General features: G+C 71.5%; 16 protein-coding genes and 1 pseudogene. 6 read left to right on the top strand and 11 right to left on the bottom strand.

Translation table 11 applies throughout. The annotated features are described in order from the left end of the window. Positions 1 to 191 precede the first annotated feature (191 nt). The 5 genes and pseudogenes from ACIRHA_RS41230 to ACIRHA_RS41210 form a co-directional block, all read right to left on the bottom strand. Positions 192 to 1,727 (bottom strand): annotated as a pseudogene (locus ACIRHA_RS41230) (acyclic terpene utilization AtuA family protein); the annotation flags it as partial. Continuing rightward, a complete protein-coding gene (locus ACIRHA_RS41225) occupies positions 1,724 to 2,518 on the bottom strand; it encodes a TIGR03084 family metal-binding protein (RefSeq protein WP_403856673.1) in 795 nt (264 codons plus the stop codon). The pseudogene ACIRHA_RS41230 and the gene ACIRHA_RS41225, both read right to left, overlap by 4 nt. A 112-nt stretch (positions 2,519 to 2,630) precedes the next feature. Further along, positions 2,631 to 3,281: a glyoxalase gene (locus ACIRHA_RS41220; RefSeq protein ID WP_403856671.1), complete on the bottom strand. Its 651-nt coding sequence runs from the start codon at positions 3,279 to 3,281 to the stop codon at positions 2,631 to 2,633. A 5-nt stretch (positions 3,282 to 3,286) separates the two neighbouring features. Beyond that, positions 3,287 to 3,808 (bottom strand): helix-turn-helix transcriptional regulator, encoded by a 522-nt coding sequence (locus tag ACIRHA_RS41215; protein ID WP_403856669.1) that lies wholly within the window; start codon positions 3,806 to 3,808, stop codon positions 3,287 to 3,289. A gap of 10 nt (positions 3,809 to 3,818) precedes the next feature. Next, positions 3,819 to 4,229, bottom strand: coding sequence for a VOC family protein (locus tag ACIRHA_RS41210; protein WP_403856667.1), 411 nt, complete (start codon positions 4,227 to 4,229; stop codon positions 3,819 to 3,821). 177 nt (positions 4,230 to 4,406) lie between these two features. On the opposite strand from ACIRHA_RS41210, the gene ACIRHA_RS41205 reads away from it, so the two are divergent. Further along, positions 4,407 to 4,985, top strand: coding sequence for a DUF4232 domain-containing protein (locus ACIRHA_RS41205; RefSeq protein WP_403856665.1), 579 nt, complete (start codon positions 4,407 to 4,409; stop codon positions 4,983 to 4,985). A gap of 21 nt (positions 4,986 to 5,006) precedes the next feature. Here the strand turns inward: ACIRHA_RS41205 and ACIRHA_RS41200 are convergent, their stop codons facing one another. The 3 genes from ACIRHA_RS41200 to ACIRHA_RS41190 all read right to left on the bottom strand — a co-directional run bounded on the left by ACIRHA_RS41200 (position 5,007) and on the right by ACIRHA_RS41190 (position 8,018). Beyond that, complete coding sequence (locus ACIRHA_RS41200) at positions 5,007 to 6,572, bottom strand: UDP-N-acetylmuramoyl-L-alanyl-D-glutamate--2,6-diaminopimelate ligase (protein WP_403856663.1); 1,566 nt, start codon at positions 6,570 to 6,572, stop codon at positions 5,007 to 5,009. A gap of 231 nt (positions 6,573 to 6,803) precedes the next feature. After that, on the bottom strand, positions 6,804 to 6,959 hold the full coding sequence (locus tag ACIRHA_RS41195) for a hypothetical protein (protein WP_403856661.1): 156 nt from the start codon (positions 6,957 to 6,959) through the stop codon (positions 6,804 to 6,806). 129 nt (positions 6,960 to 7,088) lie between these two features. Continuing rightward, complete coding sequence (locus tag ACIRHA_RS41190) at positions 7,089 to 8,018, bottom strand: EamA family transporter (protein WP_403856729.1); 930 nt, start codon at positions 8,016 to 8,018, stop codon at positions 7,089 to 7,091. A gap of 282 nt (positions 8,019 to 8,300) precedes the next feature. On the opposite strand from ACIRHA_RS41190, the gene serC reads away from it, so the two are divergent. Further along, complete coding sequence (gene serC, locus ACIRHA_RS41185; RefSeq protein ID WP_403856659.1) at positions 8,301 to 9,419, top strand: phosphoserine transaminase; 1,119 nt, start codon at positions 8,301 to 8,303, stop codon at positions 9,417 to 9,419. Positions 9,420 to 9,719: 300 nt separating this feature from the next. On the opposite strand, the gene ACIRHA_RS41180 is transcribed toward serC, so the two are convergent. Then, complete coding sequence (locus ACIRHA_RS41180; protein ID WP_403856657.1) at positions 9,720 to 10,517, bottom strand: ABC transporter permease; 798 nt, start codon at positions 10,515 to 10,517, stop codon at positions 9,720 to 9,722. Then, complete coding sequence (locus ACIRHA_RS41175) at positions 10,517 to 11,467, bottom strand: ATP-binding cassette domain-containing protein (RefSeq protein ID WP_403856655.1); 951 nt, start codon at positions 11,465 to 11,467, stop codon at positions 10,517 to 10,519. Before ACIRHA_RS41175 ends, ACIRHA_RS41180 begins: the two co-directional genes overlap by 1 nt. Positions 11,468 to 11,582: 115 nt before the next feature. Here ACIRHA_RS41175 and ACIRHA_RS41170 point away from each other — a divergent pair, with 115 nt between their 5' ends. Further along, the gene (locus ACIRHA_RS41170) at positions 11,583 to 12,359 is read left to right on the top strand and encodes a TetR/AcrR family transcriptional regulator (RefSeq protein WP_403856653.1); all 777 of its coding nucleotides are present in this window, start codon (positions 11,583 to 11,585) and stop codon (positions 12,357 to 12,359) included. Between the two features lies 1 nt (position 12,360). Here ACIRHA_RS41170 and ACIRHA_RS41165 read toward each other — a convergent pair whose 3' ends face one another. After that, positions 12,361 to 13,362: a WD40 repeat domain-containing protein gene (locus ACIRHA_RS41165; RefSeq protein ID WP_403856651.1), complete on the bottom strand. Its 1,002-nt coding sequence runs from the start codon at positions 13,360 to 13,362 to the stop codon at positions 12,361 to 12,363. A gap of 69 nt (positions 13,363 to 13,431) precedes the next feature. On the opposite strand from ACIRHA_RS41165, the gene ACIRHA_RS41160 reads away from it, so the two are divergent. The 3 genes from ACIRHA_RS41160 to ACIRHA_RS41150 all read left to right on the top strand — a co-directional run bounded on the left by ACIRHA_RS41160 (position 13,432) and on the right by ACIRHA_RS41150 (position 15,856). Next, positions 13,432 to 14,100: an SGNH/GDSL hydrolase family protein gene (locus ACIRHA_RS41160; protein WP_403856649.1), complete on the top strand. Its 669-nt coding sequence runs from the start codon at positions 13,432 to 13,434 to the stop codon at positions 14,098 to 14,100. A gap of 115 nt (positions 14,101 to 14,215) precedes the next feature. Next, positions 14,216 to 14,800 carry a Uma2 family endonuclease gene (locus ACIRHA_RS41155; RefSeq protein ID WP_403856647.1) on the top strand — a complete coding sequence of 195 codons (585 nt, stop codon included), beginning with the start codon at positions 14,216 to 14,218 and terminating at the stop codon, positions 14,798 to 14,800. Between the two features lie 60 nt (positions 14,801 to 14,860). Beyond that, the gene (locus ACIRHA_RS41150; protein ID WP_403856645.1) at positions 14,861 to 15,856 is read left to right on the top strand and encodes an aldo/keto reductase; all 996 of its coding nucleotides are present in this window, start codon (positions 14,861 to 14,863) and stop codon (positions 15,854 to 15,856) included. The last annotated feature ends 386 nt before the right edge of the window (positions 15,857 to 16,242 follow it).

Below are 16,242 nucleotides of genomic sequence, written 5' to 3'. Positions count from 1 at the left end.
CGGGGTGGGGGGGGGGGGGGGGGGGGGGGGGGGGGGGGGGGCGGCCCCCCCGCCCCCCCCCCCCCCCCCCCCCCCCCGCCCCGCCCCCCCCCCCCCCCCCCCCCCCCCCCCCCCCCCAACCCCGGTGCCGCAGACGGGGGCACGGACGCGGGGCTCCGCCCCGGACCCCGCTGCTCAATCGCCGCAGGGGCTTGAATTACCTCCGGCAGCAGCTCGCAGAAGCGCTCCACCGTCAACGTGTGGACCAGCCACCGCCACGCCGCGTCGGATTCCACCCACACCCCCACATTCGCATCGCCGCCCTTGTCGCCGCTGCGGGCGCCCGCGATGAGGCCGAGGGGGGCGCGGCGTGTGGGGCCCGGGGGCAGAGGTTCCGGCAGGGCGGGTTCGGCGACGGGGGCAAGCGTGCGGGTCTCTCGTACTCGTACGGGGACCGGCCGGCGCTCCCCGGCCGGCAGCACCGCGACGTGCGGGACCTCCGACCGCTCCACGTACGCCGCCTCGAACACCCCGTACGGGGAGCCCTTGTCCGGTGGGGCCGTGACGTGGAAGCCGGGGTAGGAGCCGAGCGCCAGCTCCACCGCGGCGCCGCTCAGCGCCCGCCCGACGGCCTCCTGGTCCTGGTCGCGCACGACGAGGCGGAGCAGCGCGCTCGCCGTCTCTTCGGTGTCGGCGTCGGGGCGGTCGGTGCGGGAGAGCTCCCAACGGACGTGCGCGGGCGCCGGCTTGGCGGTCCGCAGCGCGTCCTCCATCTGCCGCCGCACCAGGTCCGCCTTCGCCTCGATGTCCAGGCCGGTGAGCACGAAGACGACCTCGTTCCGGAACCCGCCGAGCCGGTTGAGTCCCACCTTGAGGGTGGGCGGCGGGGCCTCGCCGCGTACGCCGTGGATGCGGACGCGGTCGGGGCCGTCCGGCGTGAGGCGCACGGTGTCGAGGCGGGCGGTGACGTCGGGTCCGGCGTACCGGGCGCCCCCGGTCTCGTACAGGAGCTGCTCGGTGACGGTGCCGAGTTCGACGAAGCCGCCGGTTCCTGGGTGCTTGGTGATGACCGCGGAGCCGTCCTCGTGGATTTCGGCGAGGGGGAAGCCGGGGCGGCCCAACCGGTGGGCGCGGTCGGCGAACCGGGAGTAGTTCCCGCCGGTCGCCTGCGTCCCGCATTCGAGGACGTGCCCGGCGACGACGGCCCCCGCGAGCCGGTCGTACGCATCGTCCGGCCACCCGAACCACCAGGCCGCGGGCCCGGTCACCAGCGCGGCGTCGGTGACGCGGCCCGTGACCACGATGTCGGCGCCCGCGTCGAGACACGCGGCGATGCCGGCGCCGCCGAGGTAGGCGTTGGCGGTGAGGGCGCCGGGGAACCGGCCGGTGCCGAGCAGGTCGTCGCCCTCGACGTGGGCGACGCGTACGGGCACGTCGAGGCGGGCCGCCAACTGCCGTACGGCATCGGCGAGTCCGGCCGGGTTGAGGCCACCCGCGTTGGCCACGAGACGTACGCCGCGCTCCACCACGAGCCCGAGGCAGTCCTCCAACTGCCGCAGGAACGTACGGGCGTAGCCGCGGTCCGCGTTCTTCAGGCGGTCGCGGCCGAGGATCAGCATGGTCAGCTCGGCGAGGTAGTCGCCGGTGAGTACGTCGAGTCCGCCGCCGGTCAGCATCTCCTTCATGGCGTCGAACCGGTCGCCGTAGAACCCGGAGGCGTTGCCGATCCGCAGCGGAGCCGTACTCATGACGCCTCCTTCGCCGGCCGACCCTTCCCCGGTGGCCCGGCGAAGGCCTGTGCGATGTCGAGCCAGCGGTCGGCGTCGGGGCCCTCGGCGCGTACGTCGAGGTCGGCGCGGTGCGCGCGCTGGGTGACGAGGAGGCAGAAGTCGACGGCGGAGCCGGTCACCCGCTGCCCGGCACCCTCCGGCCCGTACGTCCACAACTCGCCTCCCGGCGCCGCGAGTTCGACGCGGAACTCGTCGTCGGGCGCGGTGACCCCGTGCACGTCGAAGGCGAACTTCCGGGCGCGTACGCCGATCCGGGCGACGTGCCGGAGCCGGTCGGTGGGCTCCCGTACGACCCCGAGGGCGTCGGCCACGTCCTGGCCGTGCGCCCACGTCTCCATCAGCCGGCCGGTCGCCATGGAGGCGGCGGACATCGGCGGGCCGTACCAGGGGAACCGGGTCTTGTCGGCCGCGGCGGCGCGCAGCACCTTCTGCAACTGCTCGCGCCCCTCCCGCCAGCCCGCGAGCAGCGCGGCCGGGTCCTGGCGGGCGCCGTCCTCGGCCCCTTCGTCGACGAAGGACTCCGGTGCGGCGATCGCCTTCGCCACCTCGCCCGCGAAGGCGTCGGCGTCACTCATGGCGAGCAGGGCGGCGCGGTCGGTCCAGGCGAGATGGGCGATCTGGTGGGCGACGGTCCAGCGAGGTGCGGGAGTCGGGGCGGCCCACTGTGCCGGGCTCAACTCCCGCACGATCCAGTCGAGTTCCTCGCTCTCGTCCCGCAAGTCCTCGAACACGGCGGACGGTTCGGACACGGTGCGCTCCCCTCCGGGCACGGCGGTGTGCGGCGTGCCTGGAGCATGGCAGGGGGCCAAGAAACAAGCAAGCATGCTTGCATGGAAGTTGAGCCGGTCCTTCGAGCCGGCTTCACTGTTCGGCGGTCTCCCAGACGAATCCGTCCAGGTCGGTGAACGGGCCCCTGGCGCCGCCGAGGACGATGCGGTGCGAGCCGCTGCCGTCGTCCGCGACCCCGAGGTCCTTGGCCAGGCCGCGGCGCTTGTAGAGCGCCAGCTTGACGGGACCGGTACCGGTGGAAGTGGTCTCGCCGGGGGCGAACTCCGCGTACTTGCCGCCGAAGCTCTTGGCCACGGTCAGGCCCTGCTCCACGTAGAACTGCTTGGTGGCCTTCACGTCCTCGACGCCGAGCAGCAGGACGAACTCGTCGATCTCGCGAGTGGCCGGCCCGGTGTCCTTCTTCGCCGAGGTCGCGACCTTCCAGATCGTTCCGTCCGGAGCCCGGACGACGCCGCCGTAGCCCCACAGCGACTTCGCGGCGGGCTTGAGCACCTCGGCGCCGGCGTCCACGGCGGCGCCGAGGAAGCCGTCGACAGTGGCGGGACCGGACACCGTGAGCGCCAGGGTGAAGCCACGGAATCCGGTGGAGGGCACCTCCTCGGACGCCCGCAGGCGGATGTGGGCGTCCACACCGAAGGCGGCGTAGAAGAGGCGGGCGGCCTCGGGGTCGGACACCTCGAGGGTGACGGTTTCGAGCGACGTGGTGACTGCGGTGGTTGTCATGGCCCTCACGCTATGGGCGGCCCCAGGACCGGCGCTTCTCGATTCCTGACCGGTCTTGTCACCTGCTTCGCCACACACGCCGGCATCCCCTCCACCATGACCGCGGGACCCGCTCCACCGGCCTCACCCGGCGCATCGGCGGGGTCGGCCGCCGCGTCCGCCGCGAGGCGCCGGAACGCCCCGGGCGGCATGCCGACCAGCTCCGTGAAGCGGGTGGTGAACGTGCCCAACGACGCGCAGCCGACCGCGAAACAGACGTCGGTGACGCTGAGGTCGCCACGCCGCAGCAGCGCCGTGGCGCGCTCGATGCGCCGCGTCATCAGGTACGAGTACGGCGACTCTCCGTACGCGGCCCGGAACTGCCGGCTGAGGTGCCCGGCGGACATGTGCGCGTCGCGGGCGAGCGCCTCCACGTTCAGCGGCCGCGCGTACTCCCTGTCGATGCGGTCGCGGACGCGGCGCAGCCGCGCGAGATCGCTCAGGTGCTGTGCCTCGACGCGTGCGCGCCGCCACTCGGGCTGACACATGGCGCGGTCCTCAGCGGAGTTCCTGGATGCGGACCAGGTTGCCCGCCGGGTCACGGAAGGCGCAGTCCCGGATGCCGTACGGCTGCTCGGTCGGCTCCTGGACGACCTCGGTGTCACCGGCCTGCACCTTCTCGAACGTGGCGTCGAGGTCCGGGGTGGCCAGCAGGATCCAGCCGTAGGTGCCCTTGGCCATCATCTCGGCGATGCTGCGGCGCTCGTCCTCGGTGACTCCCGGGTCGGCGGCGGGCGGCGCCAGGAGGATGGAGGTGTCGGGCTGTCCTGCCGGGCCGACCGTGATCCAGCGCATCCTGCCCTGCCCGACGTCGCTGCGGACCTCGAAGCCGAGGACGTCGCGGTAGAAGGCGAGCGAGGCGTCCGGGTCGTCGTGCGGCAGGGAACTCGTGTGAATGGTGATGTTCATGACGAAGAGGCTAGAAGCGACTCCGGGTCCGCGCTTCTTTATTCCTGATTCATCCGTCGTGTGTAACAGCCATGTATGAGACGGCGTTCGGGCGGAACGATCAGCGGGCGGGGTGGGTCCTGATGATCAGTAACACCGCATCAGACCCGACCGACCCACGAGTCAAGGATGAAAACCATGCGTGCTCGCAAGCTCACCCTCGCCGCCGTCGCCCTCGCCGCGGGCCTCTCGCTCACCGCCTGCCAGGGCGGCGAGGACTCCGCCTCAAGCAAGAACGCCTCGGACACCGGCGGCGACGCGACCGCCAAGGTCGCAGCCAAGGACGCCGCCGAGGGCAGCGGCAACGGGCGGATAAACACCGGCCCTTGCAAGACGGCGAACCTGGAGTTCGACACCGCGCACGGCATGGGCGAGGGCACCCTCATGGTCAGCATGAAGAACACCAGCGACGCCTGCTCGCTCAAGGGCTTCCCCGGCGTCGACCTCAAGTCCGAGGAAGCGTCGGGCCCGCTCAGCGCCAAGCGCAGCGACCTCGCGTCCCCGTCCGTCGTCCTGGGCAACGGCGAGACGACCCGCTTCACCCTCCACTACCCGCCGAACAACACCGGCGGCAGCGGCGTGGACATCACCTCTCTCGAGGTCACGCCGCCGAACGAGACCCACTCCAAGGCCCTGTCCGTCAGCCTCGACTTCCCGGTCTCCGACGGCGCGGACCAGAAGGTCTACGTGGACCCGGTCGGCACCGGCAAGCAGTGACCGCCGGGCCGCCCCGTGGGGTTACCTCGTTTCGTACGTCGATGTCGAAGTCGAAGTCGCCGCCACGAAGCCCCGGTTGGCGGGCCGGGTGCGCGGGAGCAGGTGGGACGTCAGGTCGCGGACGGTCGCCATGTCGCTGAAGGGGATCAGGTCCTCGCCCACGATCTGGTGCGGTTCGCTGCCCTTGCCGGCGATCAGGACGATGTCGTCGGGGCCGGCCGCGGCGAGGGCGAGTTCGATGGCGCGACGGCGGTCGGCGGAGCGTTCGTACGGGGTGCCGGTGGCCTCGATGCCGGGGATTATCTGGTCCAGGATCGCCTCCGGGTCCTCGGTGCGCGGGTTGTCGGAGGTCAGGACGCACAGGTCGGAGTGGGTGCCGGCGATCTGGCCCATCTCGGCGCGCTTGGTGGTGTCGCGGTCGCCGCCGCAGCCGAAGACGGTGACGACCCGCCCCTTGGCGAAGCCGCGGATGGCCGTGAGGACCTTGTCGAGGGAGTCGGGCGAGTGCGCGTAGTCGACGATCACCGATGTGCCGGCGGGCGTCACGAAGCGCTCGAACCGGCCCGGGACCGGCGGCATCTGCGCGAGCGCGGCGACCACGCCGTCCAGGCCCTTGCCCAGGGCGTGGCAGGCCGCGACGGCCGCCAGCGCGTTGGACACGGAGAAGCGGCCCGGTACCGGGATCGCCGCCGGGTAGGCACGGCCCGCGTGGTGCAGCGTGAACTGCGTGCCCGCGGCGTCCGCGACCAGGTCCGTGGCCCGGAAGTCCGCGTCCGCGTCGAGGCCGTACGTCGTCACCGCGTCCGGCATCATCATGCGGATGCGGACGCCGACCGGATCGTCCACGTTGACCACCGCGTGCCGGCACAGGCCCTGGAACAGCCGGAGTTTCGCGTCCGTGTAGCGGGCCATCGTCCCGTGGTCGTCCAGGTGGTCCTGGGTGAGGTTGGTGAAGACGCCGACATCGACGAAGGTCTGGTCCATCCGGTACGTCTGCAGGGCCATCGACGTGGCCTCGAGGACGACGCTCGATGTGCCGCGATCCCGCATGCGGCCCAGGAGGTACTGGAGGTCGGGCGTTTCGGGGGTGGTCAGCACCGAGGGCGGCATGGGGATCACCTCGTCGCCGATGCGGCTGCCGGCCGTACCGATCACGCCCGCCTGCTCGCCCTCGGCGATCCTCAGCAGTGACTCGACCATGTACGAGATGGACGTCTTCCCGTTGGTTCCGGTGACGGCCACCAGGTCCATCTGCCGGCCCGGCTCGCCGAAGTAGCGGGCGGAGACGACCGCGGCCGCCTTGCGGGTGTCCGGCACCCGCACGACGCACACCGCGGGCACCAGTTTCCGGCCGGGGGCCGCGGCGACGGCTCCCGCCGCGTCGACGAGCACCGCCACCGCCCCGCGCGCGATCGCCGCTCCGATGGCGGCGGGCCCGCCACCGCGATGGTCCGGCACGGCGATGAAGAGCGAGCCCGGCACCACCCGGTCGACGTCGAAGGTGGTACCCGCGGTGATCCGCGTCGATTCGGTGTCGCCCTGGATGACGTGGTGCTCATGGCCGGTCAACAACCCGCTCAACTTCACGGTGTTCCTTTCGGAGACGGCTACGGCCCTGCGTGCGGCCCTCGCCTGGCGGCAGCCCGACGGAGCGTCAGAAGGCTGCGGTGGTGGGGTGGAGAGGGCGACCCGACGCTCTGGGGCGGCGCGGGCGGAGTCGGGGCGCGGTGCTCGGACCGGGCTGCCGGGCGGGTCCCGTCATGAAAGGTGGTGTGACGGGGAGGAGAGGCGAGGCGTGCTGGGGCGCGGTGTGGGGCGCTAGCCGTGGCCGTGCAGGACGCCGCGGCCGACCGTGGGGGCCTGGCCGTCGATGGCGGTCCGGGGGCTGACGCCCGCCCGGTCCGCGGAGGTCGCACACGCGACAGGGGCGGCCTGCTGCAGGCCCTCTCCCGAGACGCGTCGTGTGCGGTTCATGAGCCAAGTGTACGTGTGCTCACGTGACTTACACGCCGTGTCGACCCGTTGGCCGCTCAGGTCCACCGCCGCGTCGGCCCGCCGGCCCGGCACGTCCACCGCCGCGGGAACCTCCACCCCACAGGAACGTCACTCGTGCAGGGCGACGGCGGGGTCCTTCTTCCGCCCCACCTGCGTCCGCACCGCGCCCATGCTCGCGGCGATGACGAGCGTGATGGCCACGACCTCGGCCCAGCCCAGGTTCTGGCTCAGGACGAGGAAGCCGGAGAGCGCCGCGACCGCCGGTTCGAGGCTCATCATCACCGCGAACGTGGACGCGGGAAGGCGGCGCAGGGCGACGAGTTCGAGGGTGTACGGGAGGACCGAGGACATGATCGCGACGGCGGCGCCGAGGCCGAGGGTCACCGGGTCGATGAGCTTGTCGCCCGCCGTCGCGATGCCGAGCGGCAGACACAGCACCGCCGCGACCGCCATCGCGAGCGCGAGCCCGTCCGCCTGCGGGAAGCGGCGGCCCGTGCGGGCGCTGAACATGATGTACGTCGCCCAGCAGGCGCCGGCCGCGAGCGCGAAGCCCACACCCACCAGGTCCAGGCTGCCGAGCCCGTCCCCCGCCCCGCCGAGCAGGAACACGCCGCACAGGGCGAGCCCCGCCCAGACGAGGCTGGAGGCCCGGCGGGACGCGAAGACCGACAGGGCCAGCGGGCCGAGGACCTCGAAGGTGACCGCGATGCCCAGCGGAATGCGGGCCGCCGCCTGGTAGAAGAGCAGGTTCATGCCGCCCATGGCGATACCGAAGGCGACGACCGTGCCCCAGTCGGCGCGCGAGTGCCCACGCAGCCGGGGGCGGCAGACGACGAGCATCACCACGGCCGCCACGACGAGGCGCAGCGTGACGACGCCGACCGCTCCGGCGCGCGGCATCAGGCTCACCGCGAGCGCCGCGCCGAACTGCACCGAGATACAGCCCGCGAGGACCAGGCCGACCGGACCGAGTGAGCCGCGGCGGCGCCCTGACGGCGCTTCGGCCACGGTCACTGCCGAGGCGGCGTCCTGCGCCACGGCCACGGATTCGGTCTGCGGGCCGCTCACGGTCCACCCCTCTCGTTCTTCTCGACCGGTCGCTCGTCGAGCAGAGCGCCTAGTGCAACGTATTAGACCGCACAGGGCAACCTGATGGACAGTCCTGGGCGGTGTGACCCTCCACGCTAAGGCCGCCCGGCATGCCCCGCGAAATGCGTTTTACGAACTCTGCGGAACGGCCGGGCGCGACAGGCGAGATTGCGCATCTCACCCACCGAACACCTTGCGGTCGGCGAAACCCCACCGGCTACCCTCCATTTCGTGGCTGAGATCCAGATTCCCGCTGACATCAAGCCCGCCGACGGACGTTTCGGCGCTGGCCCCTCCAAGGTGCGTACGGAGGCGTTGGACGCCCTGGCCGCCACCGGCACCTCTCTGATGGGTACGTCCCATCGTCAGGCCCCGGTCAAGAACCTCGTCGGTCGTGTGCGCGACGGCGTCAAGGACCTCTTCTCCCTCCCCGAGGGCTACGAGGTCGTCCTCGGCAACGGCGGCTCCACCGCGTTCTGGGACGTGGCGACGCACGGCCTGATCGAGAACAAGTCGCAGCACCTGAACTTCGGCGAGTTCTCGTCCAAGTTCGCCAAGGCCTCGAAGCTCGCGCCCTGGCTCGCCGAGCCGACCGTGATCTCCTCCGACCCGGGTACGCACCCGGAGCCGGTCGCCGAGGCCGGTGTCGACGTCTACGGCCTGACGCACAACGAGACCTCGACCGGTGTCGCCGCGCCGATCAAGCGCGTCGCGGGTGCGGACGCCGGCTCCCTCGTCCTCGTGGACGCCACGTCCGGTGCCGGCGGCCTGCCCGTCGACATCTCCGAGACCGACGTCTACTACTTCGCGCCGCAGAAGTCCTTCGCCTCCGACGGCGGCCTGTGGATCGGCATCTTCTCCCCGGCCGCGATCGAGCGCGCCGAGCGCGTCCACGCGTCCGGCCGCCACGTCCCGGAGTTCTTCTCCCTGCCGACGGCGATCGACAACTCCCGCAAGAACCAGACGTACAACACCCCGGCCCTCTCCACGCTCTTCCTGCTCGCCGAGCAGCTGGACTGGATCAACGGCCAGGGTGGCCTCGCCTGGTCCACGGCCCGCACGAAGGACTCGTCCTCGCGGCTGTACTCGTGGGCCGAGGAGTCGAAGCACGCGACGCCGTTCGTCTCCGACGCGGCGAAGCGGTCGCAGGTCATCGGGACGATCGACTTCGACGACAGCATCGACGCGGCCGCCGTGGCCAAGGTGCTGCGGGCCAATGGCATCGTGGACACGGAGCCGTACCGCAAGCTCGGCCGCAACCAGCTGCGTGTCGCGATGTTCCCGGCGATCGCCCCGTCGGACGTCCAGGCCCTGACGGCGTGCATCGACTACGTCATCGGCGCACTCTGACCCACCCGGCGTGACGGTCTCGGGGCTCCGCCCCGGACCCCGCGGGCTCTCGTCACAAAAGCGGGGCTTGATAGGCCCACCCGCCGCAGGGGGCTCGAGTGGCTCGGCCGGCGGCGGGTCTTGAATGACTCAATCGGCGGCGGGGCTTGATCTATCAAGCCCCGCCGGCGTTTGAGCCATTCAAGCCCCTGCGGCGTTTGAGCAGCGGGGTCCGGGGCGGAGCCCCGATCCTTTGAGCCCCGCCGGCGATTGAGGCGCGGGGGCCGGGGCGGAGCCCCGAGGCGTCGACCACGGTGCCGGTTAGCGGCCCAGGCGCTGGAACCGGCGGACGGCGAGCGGGAGGAACGTCGCCGTGAGGAGCACCGGCCACACAAAGGCCATCAGCACCGCGTGCTGCTCGATCCACGAACCCCCCGCCCCGACCGGCGTCCCGAACAGCTCCCGGCTCGCCGCGACCGTCGACGAGATCGGGTTCCACGCCGCCACCGCCCCCAGCCAATCCGGCATCAGCTGCGGCGCGACGAAGATGCTGGAGATCATCGTCAGCGGGAAGGCCACCGCGAACAGGCCACCCGCCGCCTCCGGATTCGGCACGAGCAGGCCCAGCCACACCCCGAGCCAGATCAACGCGAACCGCAGCCACAGCAGCAGCGCGAACGCCGCCACCGCCCCGCCGGCCCCACCGTCCGGACGCCAGCCGATCGCCAGCGCCGTCAGCATCAGGATCGCCAACTCCGCGGCGGCGATGAGGAGATCGGTCACCCCGCGCCCCGACACCACCGCCGAAGGCGCCATCGGCATCGAGCGGAACCGGTCGATGACCCCCTTCGTGGCATCGTGCACCACGAGCGTCGCCGTGTTGATGAAGCCGAACGCCATCGTCATCGCGAACATGCCCGGCATCAGGAAGTCCCGGTAGTCCCCGCCTCCCGGCACCACCATCGCGCTGCCGAAGACGTACCCGTACAGGAGCACCGACAGGATGGGGAAGCCCAACTGCCAGGCGATGTTGACCGGTTGACGCTGATAGTGGGTGAGCCCGCGCCGCACCACGTTCCAGCAGTCGGCCACCGCCCAGTACGCGGTCGTACCGCTCATCACGCGGCCCTCCCCGTCAGCCGCAGGAACACATCGTCCAGGCTCGGGCGGCGCAGCGAGATGTCCTCGACCGCGACCCCCTCGTCCTGGAGCGTGCGCGCCGCGTCGGTGAGCGCGGCGACCCGGTCGGCGACCGGCGCGTGCACCCGGCGCCCCTCCTCGTCCACGACCGGCTCGGTCCCGGACCGCGCGACGATCTTCGCGGCGCGCGGCAGATCGGCGGCCTCGGCGACGACGACCTCGATGCGGTCCCCGCCGACGGACCGCTTCAGGCCCTCGGGGGTGTCGTCGGCGATGGCCCGCCCCTGGTCGATCACGGTGATCCGGGAGGCCAGTCTGTCGGCCTCCTCCAGGTACTGGGTGGTCAGCAGCACCGTCGTACCCGCCGCCACCAACTCTCTGACGCTCTCCCACACTTCGCCGCGGCCGCGTGGATCGAGCCCGGTCGTCGGCTCGTCCAGGAACAGCACGTCCGGGGTGAGGATCATCGATGCCGCCAGGTCGAGGCGGCGCCGCATGCCGCCGCTGTAGTCACCGACCCCCTTGTCGCCCGCGTCGGCGAGCCCGAACTGGTCGAGGAGTTCGGTCGCCCGCGCCTTCGCCCGGCGCCCGCCGAGGTGGAAGAGGCGGCCGAACATCTCCAGGTTCTGCCGCCCCGTGAGCACCTCGTCGAGCGCCGCGTACTGGCCCGTGAGCCCGATGCGGCGGCGCACCCGGCGCGGCCGGGAGGCCACATCGACGCCGGCCACCTCCGCCCGCCCGCCGTCGCAGCGCAGCAGCGTGCCCAGCACCCGGACCGCCGTCGTCTTCCCCGCCCCGTTCGGCCCGAGCAGTCCGTGCACCATGCCGCGCCGCACCGTCAGGTCGAACCCGTCGAGCGCGTGCTTGTCCCCGTACCGCTTCCTGAGCCCCACGGCCCGCACCGCGTGATCGCGATCCCCGTCGGTCACGGTCCCTCCTCCGCACTTCGCCATCGGAAAACTCCCCCTCCGCAAACTGAGTACGCCGTACCCAAATGAGAGTACACCGTACTCAGTTTTTCGCCAGAGGTTTACGCTGAGCCCCATGACCAGCGGCACCCAGGGCACGAACAGCAGCGCCGAGACATCCGGCAGCGGCGACATCCGGCGCAGCATGGAGCTGCTGTGGGGCACGGGGGCCCGGCCGAGCCGGGGGCCGAAGCCCGCGCTCTCGCTCGACCGGATCGTCGAGACCGCGATCGAGGTCGCGGACGCCGAGGGGATCGGCGCCGTCTCCATGCGCCGGCTCGCCACCGACCTGGGCACCGGCACCATGTCGCTGTACCGGTACGTGCCGGGCAAGGCCGAGCTGCTCGACCTGATGCTGGACCGGGTGCAGACCCCGTACGAGGACCCGGCCGCGCTCGGCGACGGGACGTGGCGGGACGCCGTCGCCACGATGGCCCGCGAGACCCTCGCGCTCTACCAGCGCCACCCCTGGCTGCTCCAGGTCAACCAGGCCCGGCCCGTGCTCGGTCCCGGCGCACTGTCGGGCATGGAGAAGATGATGGCCCGCATCAAACCCATGGGCCTCAGCGACCCGGAGCTGCTCTCCGTCCTGGTCATGGTCGACGGATACGTGTCCGGGGTCGCGCGCACCCGCGTCTACGAGCAGGAGGCGGAGACCACGTCGGGCATGACGGACGCCGCGTTCTGGGAGGCGCAGAGCCCCACCCTGGAGGCCGCGATGGCCAGCGGCCGCTATCCGGTGATGGCGTCCCTGTCCGAGGACACCTTCGGGCCCGGCTTCGACCACTTCGAGTTCGGACTCCAGCGGATCCTGGACGGGCTCGACGTCCTCGTCGCGGCGCGCGGCAAGTAGTTCAGCGGTCCTTCGGCTTGCGCAGCAGCCGGCCGATCCCGAACAGCAGGATGAGGACGACGGCGGCGCCGACCGCGCCGGCCTTGCCGGTGAGGGCGCTGCCGCCGTCACCTCCGTCCGAACCGCCCTGCCCGGAGGACGAGTTCGAGCCGTCGCCGGAGCCGCCCGCGCCCTCGACCTCCACGGGCTCCACCGAGCTGCCCTTCCCCTCGCTCCCGTAGAGCAGGGTCTTCCCGTCCGGCGTGTACGTCACCGACTCGCCCTGCGGCTGCATCGGCACGTGCAACTGGCCCTGCCGCTCGGGCTTTCCGTCGTTCCACTTGTACGAGACGCCGCCGAAGTAGCCGCGGACGGCGAGTTGCCTGCCGTCGGGCGAGAACGCGGCGTCCGTCGCCCACAGGTCGATGTCGGCGACGCGCCGGAAGGTGTTGGTGGCGCCGGAGTCGAGGGTGGCCGGGCCCTCGTACAGGCCGCCGCCGTCGTCTCCCTTCTCGACGATGTAGACCCGGCCCGTCTTCGGGTGGACCACCATCGCCTCGGCGTTGCGCGGGCCGTCCGCGTACTTCACGTCGTACTGGGTGGCCCGCACCGTCTGGTCGACGAGCTTCTTCGGCTCGGGCAGCTTGTAGATCCACACGTGGTCCCACTTGCCGCCGAGGTTGTCGCCGATGTCGCCGACGTAGAGGTTCCCATCGGAGCCGACCGAGATCGCCTCGACGTCGCGCGGAGCGCCGACTCCGCTCATCGTGATCGTGGCGACGGTCTTCCCCGTCCTGCCGTCGATCGCGAACAGGAACGCGCCGTCGTCGCTGTCGTTGTGCGTCCAGTAGACGCCCGGGTGGGCGCGCGAGGCGGCGAGCCCGCTGGACTCGGTGATCCGCGGGTCCTGGATCGTGAACCCGTCGGAGCCGACGGAACGGGAGTCGGCGACCGCGGGACCGGCGGCCACGCCACCGAGCAGAAGGACGACGGCGGCCCCGGCCGCACCCACATACGCACGCATGCCCCCCAGCTTGCCAGGCGTGTTCGGGCTCACACGCACCCGGCCGGGAAGATCGACGATGATGTGCGGGTGCTCAGGTTCATGCCGGTCGGCGACTCGATGACGATAGGGAGCGCCGGTGAACACACCTGGCGCCACCGCTTCTGGCACCACCTGGGCGCGGACTCCGACGCGTACGCCCTCGTCGGCCCCCGCACCGCCCTGCACGGCGACAGCCACGCGTACGCGGACCCGGACTTCCCGCAGCACCACCTCGCCGGCTGGGGCGAGGGCTGGCAGCACATGGCGCCCGCGATCGCGGAGGCGGTGACCACAGCCCGCGCCGACGTCCTCCTCGTCTCCCTCGGCCTGATAGACCTCGGCTTCTACACCGACGCCGAACAGACGGAACAGAACGTGCGCCGCTTCGTCGCCGAGGCCCGCCGCGCGAACCCGGCCGTCCGCATGGTCCTGTTCCCCGTGATCCCCAACGTCCGGGCCGAGACGGACGCCCCTTTCGCCGCGGAGGTCGCCCACTTCAACACCCTCCTGGCCAAGGCGGTCGCGGACCTCGACGAGCCCCGCTCACCCCTCCTGCAGGCATCGATCCCTGACTCATACGACATCCACCACGACACGTACGACGGCACCCACCCCAACGCCTCCGGCGAACACAAACTGGCGGCGGCCTTCGCGGACGCACTGCATCAGGCGTGGGGGGTCGGCGGGCCCTACCTGGGGCTCCAACAGGTCCGCTAGTTCGCACGTTCGAGCGTTTTCGCAGTTCTGCGCCCTGCTGTGACCGGGGCACTCTGCGTATCGTTGTACCGCGCGGCTGCCCGCATCCGTCGAGTGGCCGGGGAGGAGCGCCGCGATGACCGCCGAGGCAATCGACAGGATCGACATCGACATGGCGACGGTGAACGAGCAGATCTTGGACGAGATGTTCGACCAGATGACCATCCCCGAGGGCTACAAGGCAGAGATCGTCGAGGGGATCGTCTACATGTCGCCGCAGCGGGACACGCACTGGGAGATCATCGCTGACATCTACGAGCAGTTGCGCACGAAGTACCCGCGCAAGCGCGTGAAGTCCGACGTCCGTATCGACTACCCGGGCAATCTCAACGGCTTCGCCACCGACGTCACCCTGGTGTCCGAGACCGCAGAGAAGAACGCCAAGGGTCTGTGGCTCTGGCAGGACGTGGTGTTCGTCGCCGAAGTCATCTCCAAGGGCACCGCGCAGAACGACTACGGCCCCAAGAAGACCGCCTACGCCGCCGCGGAAGTCCCCGTCTACCTGGTCGCCGACCCCTACCAGGGCAAGTGCCACCTCTACACCCAGCCCAAGGGCGGCGAGTACGTGTCCGAGCTGACCGTCGCCTTCGGCACCGACGTCGGCATGACCGACAGCCCCGTCGGCCTCACCCTCGACACCACGGAATTCCCCCGCGACTGACCCACCCGAAGTCCCGACCCGCTTGCCTAGAGCGCACTCCACGTCCTTGGCTTAGCACTCATGAAGTACACACAGCTCGGACGCACGGGACTCAAGGTCAGCCGACTCGTCCTCGGCACCATGAACTTCGGTCCGCAGACCGACGAGGCCGACAGCCACGCGATCATGGACGCGGCGCAGGCCAGTGGCATCAACTACTTCGACACCGCGAACGTGTACGGCTGGGGCGAGAACAAGGGCCGTACCGAGGAGATCATCGGCACCTGGTTCGCCAAGGGCGGCGAGCGGCGCGACAAGACGGTGCTGGCGACCAAGGTGTTCGGGAACATGGCAGGCAGCGGCACCAACGCCTCCTGGCCCAATCACGACCGGCTCTCCGCGGTGAACATCCGCCGCGCCGTCGACGCCAGCCTCAAGCGGCTGCAGACGGACTACATCGACATCTACCAGTTCCACCACGTCGACCGCCGGACCCCCTTCGAGGAGATCTGGCAGGCCATCGACGTCCTGATCCAGCAGGGCAAGATCCTGTACGCCGGGTCCTCCAACTTCGCCGGCTACAAGATCGCCCAGGCCAATGAACTGGCCGCCCGGCACGGCCGCGTGGGCCTCGTCAGCGAGCAGTGCCTCTACAACCTCGCCGAGCGCCGCGCCGAGATGGAGGTCATCCCGGCCGCGCAGGACTACGGGCTCGGCGTCATCCCGTGGTCCCCGCTGCACGGCGGGCTGCTCGGCGGCGTGCTCAAGAAGGAGAGCGAGGGCAAGCGCAGGTCGCAGGGCCGCTCCGCCTCCGCGCTGGAGAACACGAAGGTGCGCGAGCAGGTCCAGCGGTACGAGGATCTGCTGGACAAGCACGGGATCGAGCCCGGCGAGGCGGCGCTGGCCTGGCTGCTCACCCGTCCCGGCGTCACGGGACCGATCGTGGGCCCGCGCACGCAGGAACAGCTCGACTCGGCGCTGCGCGCGGTCGATCTTGAGCTGAGCGAGGAGGTTCTGGCCGGCCTGGACGAGATCTTCCCGGGTCCCGGGCCGTCCCCCGAGGCGTTCGCCTGGTAGAGCGCGCGTACGCGGCGGGCGTCGGTCGGCTACTGGCCGACGGCCGCCGCGACGGCCACGACGACGAACATCAGCACGAGCACACCGGCCATGATCCGGTTCCGGGTCTTCGGGTCCACGCATTGAGCGTAACCCGCCCCCGGAACCTGCTGGACGGCGACCATCTCGTAGCGGTGCGCCCCGCCGACGGGTGGGCAATTCAAGCCCCTGCGGCGGGTGGGCCACCTAAGCCCCTGCGGCGATTGAGCAGCGGGGTCCGGGGCGGAGCCCCGAGACGTCACGACCGGCGCCGGTGTTGCGGCCAGGGGGGGGGGGGGCCCCCCCCCCCCCCCCCCCCCCCCCCCCGGGGGGCCCCCCCCCCCCCCCCCCGCCCCCGGCCCCCGCCC

Source organism: Streptomyces sp. NPDC102360 (genome assembly GCF_044766085.1).
GTDB lineage: Bacteria > Actinomycetota > Actinomycetes > Streptomycetales > Streptomycetaceae > Streptomyces.
This window is presented reverse-complemented; position numbering and strand designations above follow the sequence as displayed.